12 protein-coding genes are annotated in these 14,544 nt (G+C 66.6%); 9 read left to right on the top strand and 3 right to left on the bottom strand.

Annotated features, from left to right (window positions below; translation table 11 throughout):
• The 5 genes from VGL01_RS03445 to VGL01_RS03465 all read left to right on the top strand — a co-directional run.
• A partial coding sequence (locus tag VGL01_RS03445) for a sigma-54-dependent Fis family transcriptional regulator (protein WP_331567095.1) occupies positions 1–1,233 on the top strand: 1,233 nt, incomplete at its 5' end.
• 605 nt (positions 1,234–1,838) lie between these two features.
• Positions 1,839–2,804 carry a metallophosphoesterase family protein gene (locus tag VGL01_RS03450; protein ID WP_331567097.1) on the top strand — a complete coding sequence of 322 codons (966 nt, stop codon included), beginning with the start codon at positions 1,839–1,841 and terminating at the stop codon, positions 2,802–2,804.
• Positions 2,801–3,193, top strand: coding sequence for a cupredoxin family copper-binding protein (locus tag VGL01_RS03455; protein WP_331567099.1), 393 nt, complete (start codon positions 2,801–2,803; stop codon positions 3,191–3,193). Before VGL01_RS03450 ends, VGL01_RS03455 begins: the two co-directional genes overlap by 4 nt.
• A gap of 94 nt (positions 3,194–3,287) precedes the next feature.
• A complete protein-coding gene (locus tag VGL01_RS03460; RefSeq protein WP_331567101.1) occupies positions 3,288–3,914 on the top strand; it encodes an RNA polymerase sigma factor in 627 nt (208 codons plus the stop codon).
• Entirely contained in the window at positions 3,904–4,851 is a 948-nt protein-coding gene (locus tag VGL01_RS03465; RefSeq protein WP_331567103.1) for an anti-sigma factor, read from the top strand. Before VGL01_RS03460 ends, VGL01_RS03465 begins: the two co-directional genes overlap by 11 nt.
• Positions 4,852–4,873: 22 nt before the next feature.
• Here VGL01_RS03465 and VGL01_RS03470 read toward each other — a convergent pair whose 3' ends face one another.
• From VGL01_RS03470 to VGL01_RS03480, 3 genes are read right to left on the bottom strand one after another with little or no spacing between them, the layout of a single operon-like run.
• Positions 4,874–7,153, bottom strand: a complete 2,280-nt coding sequence (locus VGL01_RS03470) for an ATP-binding protein (protein WP_331567105.1) — start codon at positions 7,151–7,153, stop codon at positions 4,874–4,876.
• 55 nt (positions 7,154–7,208) lie between these two features.
• Positions 7,209–8,381 (bottom strand): DUF1501 domain-containing protein, encoded by a 1,173-nt coding sequence (locus VGL01_RS03475; RefSeq protein ID WP_331567107.1) that lies wholly within the window; start codon positions 8,379–8,381, stop codon positions 7,209–7,211.
• Between the two features lies 1 nt (position 8,382).
• Positions 8,383–9,861 (bottom strand): DUF1800 domain-containing protein, encoded by a 1,479-nt coding sequence (locus tag VGL01_RS03480; protein ID WP_331567109.1) that lies wholly within the window; start codon positions 9,859–9,861, stop codon positions 8,383–8,385.
• A gap of 226 nt (positions 9,862–10,087) precedes the next feature.
• On the opposite strand from VGL01_RS03480, the gene VGL01_RS03485 reads away from it, so the two are divergent.
• From VGL01_RS03485 to VGL01_RS03500, 4 genes are all read left to right on the top strand, one after another.
• Positions 10,088–10,573, top strand: a complete 486-nt coding sequence (locus VGL01_RS03485) for a YbaK/EbsC family protein (protein WP_331567111.1) — start codon at positions 10,088–10,090, stop codon at positions 10,571–10,573.
• Between the two features lie 134 nt (positions 10,574–10,707).
• Complete coding sequence (locus VGL01_RS03490; RefSeq protein ID WP_331567113.1) at positions 10,708–10,923, top strand: DUF3311 domain-containing protein; 216 nt, start codon at positions 10,708–10,710, stop codon at positions 10,921–10,923.
• A complete protein-coding gene (locus tag VGL01_RS03495) occupies positions 10,920–12,395 on the top strand; it encodes a sodium:solute symporter (protein ID WP_331567115.1) in 1,476 nt (491 codons plus the stop codon). The genes VGL01_RS03490 and VGL01_RS03495 overlap by 4 nt, the downstream gene beginning before the upstream one ends.
• A partial coding sequence (locus tag VGL01_RS03500) for an FG-GAP-like repeat-containing protein (protein WP_331567117.1) occupies positions 12,392–14,544 on the top strand: 2,153 nt, incomplete at its 3' end. The genes VGL01_RS03495 and VGL01_RS03500, both read left to right, overlap by 4 nt.

A 14,544-nucleotide genomic window follows, 5' to 3' on the forward strand; every position in this document is an offset into this window, starting at 1 on the left:
CCGCTCGCCGGATTGCGTGCGCATACCCTCGCCTCGCTTTTCGGTCTCACGAGCGCGCAGCTCTTCGATCGCGTGCGCGCGCATCCCGATCAAGTCGTCTCGCTGAACCTGCACAACGGCACGGTGGTCCGCGCGCGCATCGGCATCAAGCGCACGTCGTTCGCCGACGGTCCCGTCGCCGATGTACAACGCGTATCGCGCGCGGTCGCGCAGGCGGCGTCGACGAGCACACGTGTGCGGCTTGCGAGCCTCGATACGGGCGATCCGCAAGTGGCCGCCGTGATTGCGAAGGTGCGCAAGGTCATCGGCAAGGACATTCCGATTCTGATCACAGGCGAGACGGGTACCGGCAAGGAACTGCTCGCGCAGGCGATCCATAACGACTCGCCGCGCCGGGACGGTCCGTTCGTTGCCGTGAACTGTGCCTCGATTCCCGAAACGCTGATCGAATCCGAGTTGTTCGGATACGAGGAAGGGGCCTTCACGGGGGCGCGGCGCAAGGGCGCCCTCGGCAAGCTCGTGCAGGCCAACGGCGGCACGCTGTTTCTCGATGAGATCGGCGATATGCCGTATCCGCTCCAGGTGCGCCTGCTGCGCGTACTGCAAGAACGGATCGTCAATCCGCTCGGATCGACCAAATCGATTCCTGTCGATATCTCGGTGGTCTGCGCGACCCATCGCAGCCTGCGCGAGATGATCGCCCAAAATCTCTTTCGCGAAGATCTCTACTATCGACTGAACGGGCTCGTCGTCAAATTGCCGCCGCTGCGGGAGCGGACCGATCTTGCAGTCGTCATCGAAAAGATGCTCGAACAAGAGTCGGCGGCGAGCTGCAACGGATGCAGTCTCAGCGTCTCGCAGGAGGTCGCCGCGCTGTTTGAGCAATGCGCTTGGCCTGGCAACTTCAGGCAGCTCGGAAATTTGCTGCGGACGGCCGCCGCGATGGTCGATGACGATGGCGTGATTCGCCGCGAGCATCTGCCCGACGATTTCTTCGAGGATATCGCTGGCCGTGAGGCAAGTGCCGCGGCGCCGGTCGGGCAGCCCCCACATGTCGCGTTGAGAAACGATGCGCGCTTGCAGGAAGTGGCGGTTTCGGTCATCGCTGCGGCCATCGAGCGGCACGGGGGCAACGTATCGGCTGCGGCCCGCGCACTCGGCGTCTCGCGTACAACCATCTATCGCAAGATGCCTGCTTCGTTTGGGCTCAATCGCGCCGGCGACGACGAGTAGAGGTCGTTATCGTGCCGCCTGAGTAGCGGGCTTATCGAGCCAAGCTGCGGCGTGCAAGTGGCCATCGGGTTCGCCGGTCCAGTCTTCAACCCGCGCATTCGAGTCTTCCGGATACAAAACAGGAATGACTCGCGCGGCGTCTCGTGCTGAGTGTGGAACAGCATCGGTTTCGGGAGGCCGTTCGGGCCATCGCTCATGTACTTGCACCAGTAGTGCCACTGAGCAAGCGCCAGCCTGATTTGCGATGCGGTCCGTTCGCGGCCGATCGAAAACCCTCACCGGATAAATCAGCAGCGACTGCCGATCGCTCTGCATGCCGGCGACCCTTTCCGGCGACTTCGTACAGACAGGTTCGTTTTCATTGATCAGCCTGACCGACGCCAAGCTTCAAAACCGGGCGATTCTACATACAACTGCGCTCCGGAAGACAAAGAAACGATCAACGAGACAGCACTTCGATGTTTTTCACTTCTGGCGGGAATAACCGGGCGCACAGCGCGGTAATGCTGGATGAGGACAGCTCATCGAGCTCGCGGCGCGTGCGTCGCCGGTCCTCCGAGCGCGGTCTTCTCTGGCCGCATTCACCACGACCAGGAGACTCGATCATGGATGGCAAGCAAGACGATAAAGACGGCTACCGCGACGCGCGGCCGGCCGGGGCCCGGCGCGAATTTCTCAAGTGCATGGCGTGGGCCGGCGCCGGCACGCTCTGGTTCATGCAGGGCGGCGTGCTTCAGGCGCGCGCGCTCGGCGACAGCGCGCAGGGCGAAGCCAAGAGCGCGGCATTCAGCTTCGTGCAGGTCAGCGATTCGCATATCGGCTTCAACAAGGCGCCAAACGAGGATGTCGCCGGCACCTTCAAGCGTGCGCTCGACCATATCGACGCGCTGCCCGTGCAGCCGGACTTCGTCATGCATACAGGCGATCTGACTCACCTCTCGAAGCCCGACGAGTTCGATACGGTGACCGAGCTGATGCGCCAGATGCGCACGAAACAACGTTTCTTCGTCCCGGGCGAGCATGACGTGATCGGAGATAACGGCGCCGAATTTTTCCGGCGCTTCGGGAGCGAAGCAACGAAAGGCGGCTGGTATAGCTTCGATCACCGCGGCGTGCACTTCGTCGCACTGATCAATGTGCTGAACTTGAAGGCCGGTGGCCTCGGCTCGCTCGGCACCGATCAGCTCGCCTGGCTGCGCAGCGATCTCGCGAGCCGCACATCGGAAACGCCGATCGTCGTATTCGCCCACATGCCGCTCTGGTCGCTCTATCCGTCATGGGGCTGGGGCACCGATGACGCGGGCGAAGCGCTCGCCTTGCTGCGTCGCTTCGGTTCGGTGACGGTGCTCAACGGACATATCCATCAGATTCAGCAAAAGGTCGAAGGCAACGTGACGTTCTTCACCGCCCGCTCGACGGCCTACCCGCAGCCGGCGCCGGGCGTGGGCCCCGGGCCCGGACCGCTCAAAGAGATCCCCGCCGGCAAGCTGGCCGACTATATCGGCGTGCGCGTCGTGCGTCATGTCGAGACCGCTCGCACGCTTGCCCTCACCGAGGAGACGCTGTCATGAACGCACGGTACTTTCGCGGCCGGGTTGCGGCCACCTTGCTCATGGTCATGGCAGCCGTTGCAACGAGCGCTTCCCGAGCCTCGACCGATGGCGACGCGCAAGCGGCTGGCGGCAATGCCGGCGGCTCCGGCCAGCCGGCCGTTTATCGCGTCGAAATCAGCAACTTCGCATTCAAGCCGAACGAAATCCACGTGCCGGCCGGCGCGCGCATCGTCTGGGTCAATCGTGACGAGGAGCCACATGTGGTGGTCAGTACGAACGGTGCGTTCAAGAACTCGCCCGCACTCGACACGAACGATTCGTACACGGCCGAGCTGACGAAGTCGGGCACCTACACCTACTTCTGCAGTATTCATCCGATGATGGTCGGCAAGATCGTGGTCCGGTGAAAACGTCGTGGCGCAACGGACCCTCGATATGCCCAAAAGCGAACTACACTCGACGGGTGGCCGATGGTGCATCGGTGAGGGCGAAGGAGCCGGGGTGACCAGCAGCGATCGACAGGCCGCGCGCAAGCGCGACGACGGCGAGCAGGTTCGCCGTTTTCAGGCGTTGGCCTTGCCGCACCTCGATGCGGCATACAACCTTGCGCGCTGGTTGAGTGGCAATTCGGCCGATGCCGAAGACATCGTCCAGGAGGCATTCATGCGCGCCCTGCGCTTTTTCGATTCGTTTGAAGGCGACAGCGCCCGGCCGTGGCTGCTCGCGATCGTCCGCCGCACCTGGTATTCGGAGTGGCGCCGTCGCGCATCGTCGCATGAGGTCGTGCAGTTCGACGAGGAGCTCGACGACACGCCGATCGATGGCTGGGGCACGGCGCCCGAAGATCCGCAAACGCTGATGATCCGCGAGCAGGACACGCGGCTCGTGCACGAGGCGCTTGCCGAGCTGCCCGTCGAATTCCGCGAAGTCCTGATCCTGCGAGAGCTCGAGGACTTGAGCTACCGCGAGATTGCGGCGGTCACCGAATTGCCGATCGGCACGGTCATGTCGCGCATCGCCCGCGCGCGGCGCAAATTCGCCGCCATCGTCACATCGCGCGAGCCGCAACGCGGGGCCTCGCACGTGCGCACGACCGACGGTAAGCAGGAGAGGCCTGATGGAATGTGACGACATCCGTCCTCGCATCGATGCGAGCCTCGACGGCGAACTCCCGTCAGGCGAAGCGCGCGCGGTCCGACAACATCTCGAAACCTGCGCCGCGTGCCGCGCCGAACAGGAAGCCCTGCTTGCGATACGCCGCAGCGTGCGGCGCGCCGAGTATCACCACGCGCCCGATGCACTGCGTATGCGCATCGCGGCCGCGCTCGAGCGCGAAGCCGGTCAAAGGTCTGCCGCCGATCGCCCCGAGCCGCGGCGAGACGCACGCTTCGGTTGGCTGAAGCAGCTTTGGCGCCAACCCGGTTCGGCTCGGCCCGCTTCGGCTCGGCCCGCATGGCAGGGAGTCGCCGCCGGGCGAACGGGCGGCGGCCGTGTCGCAGCCTTCGCCGGGCTGAGCGCCGTTGCCGTTGCGATGGCCGTTGCCGCGACGCTCGCGTTGACGCCTTCGCTACGCGGCCCGAATCGCGCCGAGCTCTTCGTCGACGAACTCGTCGGCGCGCATGTCCGCGCGCAACTGTCGGGGCACGGCATCGACGTCATCTCCACGGATCAGCATACGGTGAAGCCGTGGTTCAACGGCCGCCTCGATTACACGCCGCCCGTCGTCGATCTCGCTGCGGAGGGCTTCGCGCTGGCGGGCGGACGCCTCGATTACGTGGCGCATCGGCGTGTTGCCGTGCTCATCTACCGCTATCGCCTGCACGTGATCGATGTCTATGTGATGCCCGAGCGCGAGGCCTCGGACAGCGGCGGCGAAAGCGGGTCCGCCACGCTCGTGCGCGACGGCTATGCCCTCTTGCATTGGCGCGCGAACGGGATGGTGTGGTGGGCCGTGACGGACGCCGAGCCGAACGTGCTGGCCAGCTTCGAGACGGCGCTCGAGACGAAACTGCAGGGCGCGCAAAACACGGCTGCCGGGCGCCCGGCGTCGGGCGAGTCGATGTAACAGCCGGCCGGGCAAGCAGCGATCACGGGCCGTGGCTTTCGGCCGAGTGCGCCGCTTTCTCAGCCTGGAATGCGTCGATGAGACGCGTCAGATGCGCCAGATCGACCGGCTTGACGAGGTGATGGTCGAAACCCGCCGCCTCGCTGCGCAAGCGATCGGCCTGCTGTCCGTAACCGGTCAGCGCGATGTACATGCACTCACGCGTGGCGGGCATCGCGCGCAGGCTGCCGATGAGCTCATAGCCATCCATCACGGGAAGGCCGATATCGACGACCGCGATCTCGGGTTTGAAGCGCCCGACGATCTGCAACGCGGCAGCGGGATCGTGGACGGCCTCGACGCGATGGCCGCACTCGGTGAGCAGCAGCGCGAGCGCTTCGACGGCGTCGACGTTATCGTCGACGAGCAGGATGCGGCAGCCGTTTTTCGGGGGCGGCGCAGCCTGCGCTGTCCGTTCGGACGGCACCGAGGGACCGCGCGCGCCCGGCGATCGATGCGAGTGGCCCGCCGCCCGGGCAGGCACGCGAATCGTGAATTCGCTGCCGCGGCCCGGCCCCGCACTGGCCGCGCTCACCTTGCCGCCATGCAGTTCCACCAGATTCTTGACGAGCGCGAGGCCGATGCCGAGCCCGCCTTCCGCGCGATCGAGATTGCGCTTGCCTTGAAAGAACAGGTCGAATACGCGCGGCAGCATCTTCTCGCTAATGCCGATACCGTTGTCGCGTACGCTGATCTCGATGGTCTCGCCGGGCCCCCGCGAAGCGGCAAGACGCACCTCCTCGCCCACCGCTGAATAGCGCGCCGCATTGGTCAACAGGTTGGAGACCACCTGCGCCATGCGCGCCGCATCGACCTGCCAGACGAGGTCCGGCTCGGCCTCGACCGTCAGCCGGTGATTGCGCTGCTCGAGCAGCAGGCTCGCCATTTCGATCGCATGGTTGAGCACATCCGAGACATTGACCGTACGCCGTCGGAGCTCGATCTTGCCGCGCGTGAGACGGGCGACGTCGAGCAAGTCATCGACGAGCCGCACAAGATGCTCCACCTGCCGTGCAATGATGCTTTGCTCGTGCGACGTCTCGCCATCCGAGCGCATGCGCATCAGCTGCAGCGCGGTGACGATCGGCGAGAGCGGATTACGCAATTCATGGCCGAGCATTGCCAGAAACTCGTCCTTCGCGCGGCTTGCGCGCTCGAGCTCGACCAGCAGCCGCTCGCGCTCGGCATGCGACTTTTCGAGGCGCTCGCGATTGCGCACCTGCTCCGTCACTTCGACGGCCACGGCGATGACGCCCTCCACTTCGCCGCCGTCCGAACGTGATGGTTTGAAATTGAACGAGAAATAGCGCGGCTCGAATGCGCCGTCGGTCCGCGTCATTTCGATGCGGTACTCGTCGCGGTGGATCGAGCGGCCGCTCGTATAGCATCTCGATAGCAGTTGGGCGACATCTCCACCGAGCTTCTCGTCCGGGCACACGTCGGCATAGGTACGGCCGATCGGCTCGGGGCAACCGACGAGCTCGCGATATCCATGGTTGGCGAGTCGGAAGACGTGGTCGGGCCCCGCGAGGAACGCCGCCGCCACCGGCACGTTCATGACGAAGTCGACCAGTTCGCGCTCGCGCCGGCGCAATGCCGCTTCGGCTTCGCATCGCCGCTGTACCTCGCTTTCGAGCTCAGCCGCCTTTCGTTGCCACGGAGCGATCAGCCGGTTGGCCGTGGCGGCGCCCACGTCCGTCAGGATCTCGGCGGGCAGCACGCGCCCGTGCGCGCGGCAGATTTCGCTGAACACACCGAGTTGCGAGGGATGCGAGAAAAGCGCCTGCGGATACGCGCAAAAGAGCTTGAACGCATGGCGCCGCGCCAGTTGGTTCCAGAGCATTTCGAGCCGTAGGGCCGCATCGTATTGCCCGGCTGCGCCCAGTATCGCCACCATCTCGCCGAATGCGTGAATCGGCGCCGCATCCGCGCGCGCCGCCGCGTCAGCCACGAGCGCGCCGATCGTTGCAAAAAATCGCTCGTCGTCGGGCCAACCGTCGACCATGAACCCGGCCAGCGCGGCTTGGGCCTCCGCGCAAATCAGCTTGCCCGAACGCGGTCCGCGTGCCGCGCGCTCGAGGCGCGGCACGATCGCCGACAAATGCGCGTCCGTCGCGATGACGATCGCCACGCCTTTGTCGCGCAAGGCGCGCAGGGCAAACTGGACGACTTCGTCTATGACGGGCAGCTCGTCGTCGTAAAAGCGGACGAAATGTTCAGTGAAGTCCCGCCGCGGAATGGGGGCGCGAGCGGCGTTGCTCATGAAAGCGTCTCCATGCAGATACCCTTAACGCGGCAAGCAACGCCCGTGCCGCGGCTCACGCGTGTCGCGCCGTCCCCCCTGCGGCGACGACACCGGTGACCGGGGCGAGCGAGCGACGCTTCGGAAAGAGCGCGGCCACGGTATGGGCCGGATCGAGGCCGAACGTTTCGGCTGCCGCCCCGGCGACCAGCGCATCGAGCGAGGTCGTCGCGCGCAAATCGCGGCCCTCGTAAAGATCGCCCGGTCGCAAGCCGGGCCAATCCGCCATGACGCGTCCGCCCGCGACCGCCCCGCCCATCAGCATCGCCAGCGATCCGGTACCGTGGTCGGTACCCGCGGTGCCGTTCGCGGCGGCAGTGCGCCCGAATTCGGTGGCGACCACCACCGTCGTGTCGGCCCAGACCGTGCCGAGCCCGTCGCGTAGTGCACCGAGCATCGCGTCGAGCGCTTTCAGTTGCGCGGCGAGCCGCGGGTTCTGCGCGCTATGGGTATCCCAGCCCCCGGTCTCGATCATCGCGATGCGCGGGCCGTCCGCGCGCGCCAGAAAGCCGGCGGCGAGCTTGCCGAGGCTCGCGGGGTCCTGCCGCGGCCCTGCCCGCCCCGCCATCGCGTGCGCGGCCAGCGCCTCGCTCCAGAGCCGTCCGAGCTCGGCATCGTGCGAGTAGAGCTCGCCCACGCGCATGAGTAGATCGTCGGAGGCGTCCGGCAACGACGAAGGCGCGTACGACTCGACATTGGAACGCCCGCGCAATGCGGCGGGCACCGTCGGCGCGAACGCGATCGCCTGGGCCGCGTCGCGCGGCAGCAGTGCGACGAGACGGTTCAGCCAGCCGTCGCGCAGCTGATAGGGCGCGGTACTGCCGGTCTCCAATACGTTCTGTCCGTCGAAGTGGGAACGATCGCGATAAGGCGTCGCCACGGCATGAACGAAGAGCGCTTGGCGGGCGGCGTAGAACTGCGCCGTACGCTGCAAGGCCGGATGCAGCGCAAACGTGCCGTCGAGCTTGGCGGCCGACGATAGCTCGAGCGCGAGCGGCCCGCGCAGCGAGGCATAAGCCGGATCGGCATAGGGTACGACGATGTTCAGTCCGTCCGCGGCGCCGCGCTGGATGACGAACACGAAACGGCGCTCCGATTCGACCCGCGCCAGCGCGAGCATCGGCGAGACCAGCATGGCGCCGGCACCCGCGGCCGACAGGGTCAGGAATCTGCGGCGAGAGAGCGTCATGTCATCTCCGTTGAAAATCGGGCGAAACCAGCAGCAGCGCCAGCGCCGTCGGCACGCTTTCTGCATGCGCGATCGCCGCCGCAGTGGCCGGCATCGGCGCCCCGGCAAGCAGCGTCGGCGCCAACGTGCGCGGATCGATGCTCTCGCCGACGCGCGCGGCGATGCGCTGAGCCAGTTCGACGCGACGCATCAGCGCATCGGGCGCCGCCCAGCTCGCGCTCGTATCGTCGTAGCCGGCCGGCGAACCGGGCCGCCACACCGGCTGTCCCAGTTGCGCGAGAAGCGGCGCCGCATGCAGATTGTCGAGTCGGGTCAGCCCGATGCCGCGGCAAGCGGAAATCGTCCAATCCCAGGGGCTCTTGAACTTCGTCGCCACGGGCTGCCATGCCTCGGGCGACGCAACGAGCGCTCGATAGACGCTCGGCAGATCGCCGCCGCTTGCCTCGAATGCATGCGCGAGCCGCTCGACCATGGCCGGGCTCGGGTTGTCCGTCGAGAAATGGCGCGCGAGCTTCAAACCGATATGACGCGCCGTCGCCGGTGCCCGCGCGAGGTCGTGGAGCACGGCCAGCGCTTGCGTCGCACCGGTATCCGCTTCGGCCGCCGCATAGCGTCGTCCCATGACCGTCCGCTCACCGGGCTCGTGCAGCGCAGGCCGGAACACGAACGTGCCGGCGATCGCGGTGCCCGAGCCCGGTTTGGCTCCCGCGGCGCGTTTCATCGCCGGCGCCGCGCCCGGGGCCTCGGCGATGCTCCAGCCTGTCAGGGCCCGCGCGAACTCGGTCACGTCGTCTTGCGTGTAGCCCGTGCGCACACCGAGCGTATGCAGCTCCATGATTTCGCGGGCGAGGTTTTCGTTGAGCCCGGGCTTTTTTGCGGGGTTGCGCGCGCCGGCGCGCAACGCGGCCGGGCTGTTCGGGCCGACGGAGCGGACCTGATCCAGATAGATCTGCATGGCCGGGTGCGACTCCACGGCCACGAGCATGTCCTCGAACGATCCGAGCACGTACGGGCGAATCGCCTCGGCCTCGAAAGCGCCGGCAAGCGGCGCGAGCTCCGGCTTGTCCGCCGACACGGCGAAATGATTCGCCCAGAAATGCACGAGCCGTTCGACGAACGGGGTGTTCGTCGCCAGTGCGCTGTTCATACGGGCGTCGACGGCCGAGACATAGGTGTCGCGCAGTTCCTTGCGCATCGCCTGGACGGCCGCCTGACTTGCCGCTGCGCCGGCCCGGCTCGCGGCCGCCGTGCTCGCGGCCATCTTCGCCTCCTTGCGCACGCGGCGAGCCTCGGCCACGGCTTCGAGTGCGGCATGCGAGCCGGGCTCCTGGGCCCATGCGGGCGGCCACGGCTCGTAGGCGTCGAGTTGGGCCAACAGCCAGCCTTTGGGGTCGTGGGGAGCGGCCTGGCCGGCGCGCGCGCCGAGCCCGAATCGATTCAGCGCGATCGCCGCGCCGCTCATATGTTCTGTATTGGCCATGTTGTCTCGCATGGGACTCCGGCTGCTGCGCATATCGGCTCGGCGTTCAATGTAGCGCGTTCCAACGCCTCGTCACTTACATATGAGTAAAAACTGTTACGCCGGTGCACGCGCCGCGGCATGCTCCCGATATCCGCAGCAGCACGCAGCAAACGACCTATGCTAGGAGAACCGTATGCAGGCCGCGTTTCAAACGCGTTTTTCGCTAGAACGACGGAGGTGCGCCATGTCGATGTCAACTACGCTCGAGCAATGTCTGAACAACCGGGGTGCCCGCTACGATGTACTGCATCATGCCTATAGCCACTCGAGCGCCGAAACGGCCGCCGCCGCGCACGTGCCGGGCGAGCGCCTGGCCAAGACAGTGCTTCTCGCGGACGAACACGGCTATGTCGCGGCCGTGCTCCCATCGACGCATGCCGTGCGACTGTCCGAGCTGCGCTCGCGCACGGGCAGGCAACTCGCCGTGGCAAGCGAGGCCGACATTCGCGAAATCTTCAAGGACTGCGATATCGGCGCGCTGCCGCCCGTCGGCATGGCTTACGGGATGCAGACGTATCTCGACGAAAGCCTCGCGCGCGAGCCCGACGTCTACTTTGAAGCGGGCGATCACGAAGCGCTCGTTCACATGGATATCGAGCAGTTCCTCGCACTGATGGAGCAAGCCGAGCGCGCGCGTTTCGCCCACCGGATGCAGGGACTGTCGATTTGACGCCCTACGAAAAAGCGTCGTGGGCAGGCGCCGGACGGCATTTTTGAAAGTCTTTACGGCGCACCGATGTTGGGCATAGAGTCGTGGCGCGCAGTCCGATCATGTCGCACCCCTTTTCCAGGAGTGATTTCATCATGGTTCTCAGGTTGCTCGCCGCGCTGCCGTTCATCGGCATTTTGCTCGGTGTCCCGTTCGTCAATCGCGTCGAGCCGCTTGTGCTCGGCATGCCGCTCGTGCTCGCATGGATCGTCGCGTGGGTCGTGCTGACCGCCGTCATCATGGCGCTCGTCTACCGGCTCGACCCGGCCAACCGCACGGCCGCATCGCCCGGTGAGGAGGTGCGCCCATGAGCAGCGCACTCCTCATCATCGCGGCGTTCACACTGTTGGCGCTCGGCCTGGGTCTGCGCGCCCGCCGCGGGCACGACATGAATCTCGAGCAGTGGTCGGTCGGCGGCCGCAGCTTCGGCACGGCGTTCGTCTTTCTGTTGATGGCCGGCGAGATCTACACGACGTTCACGTTCCTCGGCGGCAGCGGCTTCGCATATGGCAAAGGCGCCCCCGTCTATTACATCCTCCCCTACGCCACGCTCGCCTATATCCTTTCGTACTGGCTGCTACCGCCGATCTGGCGTTATGCCAAGGCCAACCGCGTCGTCTCGCAACCGAATTTTCTCGCGAGCAAATACGCGAGCCCCGGGCTCGGCGTACTCGTCGCGATCGTCGATGTGGTCGCCCTCGTGCCGTATCTCGTCCTTCAGTTCAAGGGGCTCGGCATCATCGTGGCGACGACTTCGTACGGCGCCATCTCGCCCGCGGCCGCCATCTGGATCGGCGCCTTGGTCGTGACGGCCTATGTGACGATCTCCGGCGTGCGCGGCTCGGCCTGGAATTCGGTGACGAAGGACCTGATGATTCTGGGCGTCGTGCTCTTCCTCGGCATCTACCTGCCGTTGCACTACTACGGCGGATATGCGCCGATGTTCCACGCCATCGATGCCGCGAAGCCGGGATTCCTCTCGTTCCCCGAGAAGGGCTCGAGCGTGACCTGGTTCCAATCGACGGTCGCGCTTACGGCACTGGGCTTTTTCATGTGGCCGCATACGTTCGCGTCGGTGTTCACCGCGCGCGACGAGCGCATCTTCCGGCGTAACGCGGCCGTGCTGCCCGTCTATCAGCTGATCCTGCTGTTCGTCTTCTTCGTCGGTTTCGCGGCAACGCTCAAGGTGCCCGGCCTCAAGGGCGGCGACATCGATCTGTCGCTGTTCCGGCTCTCGCTCGCGACGTTCGACCCCTGGTTCGTGGGCGTGATCGGCGCGGCCGGTGTGCTGACCGCGCTCGTGCCGGGTTCGATGATTCTCAATGCCGCGGCCACGCTGATCGCCAACGACATCTATCGCGGCGGCATCGCGCGCCAGGCCAGCGACGCCCAGGTGACGCGGCTCGCCCGCGTGCTGGTGCCGGTCATCGCACTCGTGGGGGTCGGCTTCACGCTGCATGGCGGCGAAACGATCGTCGCGCTGCTGCTCATGGGCTACAGTTTCGTCACCCAGCTCTTTCCGGCCGTGCTCGCCAGCCTCGCGGCGCGGCGCTGGGTGACGTGGCAAGGCGCATTCGCGGGTATCGTCGCGGGCGTTGCCGTCGTCACGATCACGACGCTGACGCATGCCACGCTCGGCCAGTGGTTTCCGTTTCTGCCCGAGCGGCTGAAGGATACGAACATCGGCCTCGTCGCCCTGTCCGTCAACGTTCTCGTGCTGCTCATCGTCAGCGCGCTCACTCAGTCTCGCACGGCCGCTCAGTCGCAGGCGCATTCGTTGTGAGCGTTGGTTTACGTGTGCGGCTGAGCGCGGCGATCGCGGCGCTCGCCGCGATCGCCGTTGCGGCCGGCCTCGCCGCAGTACGTGGAGCGACGCATCCGGTCGCGGCCGTCACCCGGCAGTCCATTGCTCAGGCGGGGATGGTCCTGCCACCCGGCTGCAGCGCCGGCACGCTGGTCACCGTGGTCGCACACCTCGACGACGACCTGCTCTTCGTCAATCCCGGCATCACCGACCGGCTGCATGCCGGATGGTGCATCGTCACCGTGCATCTGATCGGCGGTGCGGACAATTCGAAGTTCGATTACGTGCTCACACGCGAGCGGGCGATCCGCCGGACGTATGCCCGCATGGCGGGGGTGCGCAACGCATGGACGGAGTCGACGGTATCGATCGCCGGCCAGCCCGTGCATCGTATGGTCCTCGACGCGATGCCGCGCGTCGCGCTCTACGAGCTGCGGCTGCCGGGCGGGCAGGTGCGCGGCGGGCGCGCGCCGCTCGCGCTGTTGTGGGACGAGGGCGCATCCGTTTCCAGCTACCCGATGGGAGCCGACGGCCGCGGTGCGGCCCGCTACGATCGCCCCGCCCTGACGGCGACGCTCGGCGCGATACTCGCGCATGCGACGCAAATCTTTACGCTGAATCCCGACACCGTTCCGTTTCTGGAACACCCCGATCACATCTATTCCGCACGCGCGACACGCGAGGCGGCACGCGTGGCCGGCGTGCAGGCGCCGATCGGCTATCACCTCACTTACGTGAGCGCAGGTATGCCGGCGAACCTGTCCGCTCAGGCAACCCAGATGAAACGCGATCAGGTCGCCACTTATTTCGCAATGGACGGCGGCGATATCGCGCAGGTCTTCGGCGAATACGAATGGAACGGCAATTGGGTGGCGCGGCGCTATGCGTTCGGCGCGCCGGGAGCCGTTGCGTCGTCGATGGCGCTACCGGCCCGGTCCTCGTTCGCGGACCCGTCGCCCATATCGTCGCGAGCGCATTCGTCGCCTGATGCCATGGCCGCCTTCAATCTCGTCAACGTGCGCACGAGCCGATGCTTGAGTGGTGCCGACGCGAGTACCGCGAGCGCGGCACCTGGCGCCCGTACGATCACGCTCGCGGCCTGCGACGGCACCCCCGCGCGCGCTTGGCGATGGCGGCCCGTGCCGAGCTACCCCGGCAATCCGCACGACGCGGCCCTCATGAGCGTGGCGAGCGGCCGCTGCGTCGCGGAGCGCGCGGGCCGGCTCGTCGAAGAACCGTGCGACGACGAAGCGCTCGCGCAGCGCTTCACACCGTGGGACTTCGGCATCGTGCGTACGCCGCTCGGCCACTGCCTCGGCGCAAGCGGAGACACGCCCATGCTCGCCGCTTGCGGGCAACGCACGACCGCCTATCGCTGGACGTCGGAGTTGGCGGCGCCGTGGCGGGACCTGCGTCTCGACGCCGCGCTCTATGGCGATGTCTCCGGCACGGGCCGATCCAGCGCGGTTTATATCGAGCGCCGGACCGACGGCCCCGGCTTCGATATCTGGGTCGCACCGCTCGCCCCGGGCGCGCGGGCGGCTCGCTGGTACGCCAACCCGGTTCGGTTCGATGCGGACGCAATCGTGCCGAGCTGCCGCGGCGACGCACTATGCTTCGACGACACGCGCTTCGTGCTCGGCGATTTCGATGGCACCGGCCGCGCCGACCTCATGGCGATCGCACCGGACGCCCACGGCGGGACAGCCTTCTGGCGCTTCGCGAGTACGGGAAGCGCGTTCGCCGCGCCGAGCCTCTGGTACCGCAGCGACGCCACGCTCGCACCGGCGCGCACGCAGCAGTATCTGGCGGCCGATTTCGACGGCGACGGCCGCGTCGATCTCCTCGCGGTGCAACGCACCGTCGACGGCAGGGGCTTCGACTTCTCGGTGCTGACGAGCCGCGGCGCATCGGGCAATGCCCCGTCGCGATGGCGGGCGGCCGTGCCGCTGGCGGCCGCGACGCAGTTCTTTGCGCTGCGCGTCGCCGGCTCGCAGCGTGCCGCCATGGTGGCAGCGGAACGCACCGATCATGCGCTCGCACTGTCCCAATGGATAAGCTCGGGCCGGGCATTTTCGCAGCACGATCGCCGCGTGCTGCCGGCATCGTTCGATCCCGCGCTCACGCG

The organism is Trinickia sp., from assembly GCF_036503415.1.
Taxonomy (GTDB): Bacteria; Pseudomonadota; Gammaproteobacteria; order Burkholderiales; family Burkholderiaceae; genus Trinickia.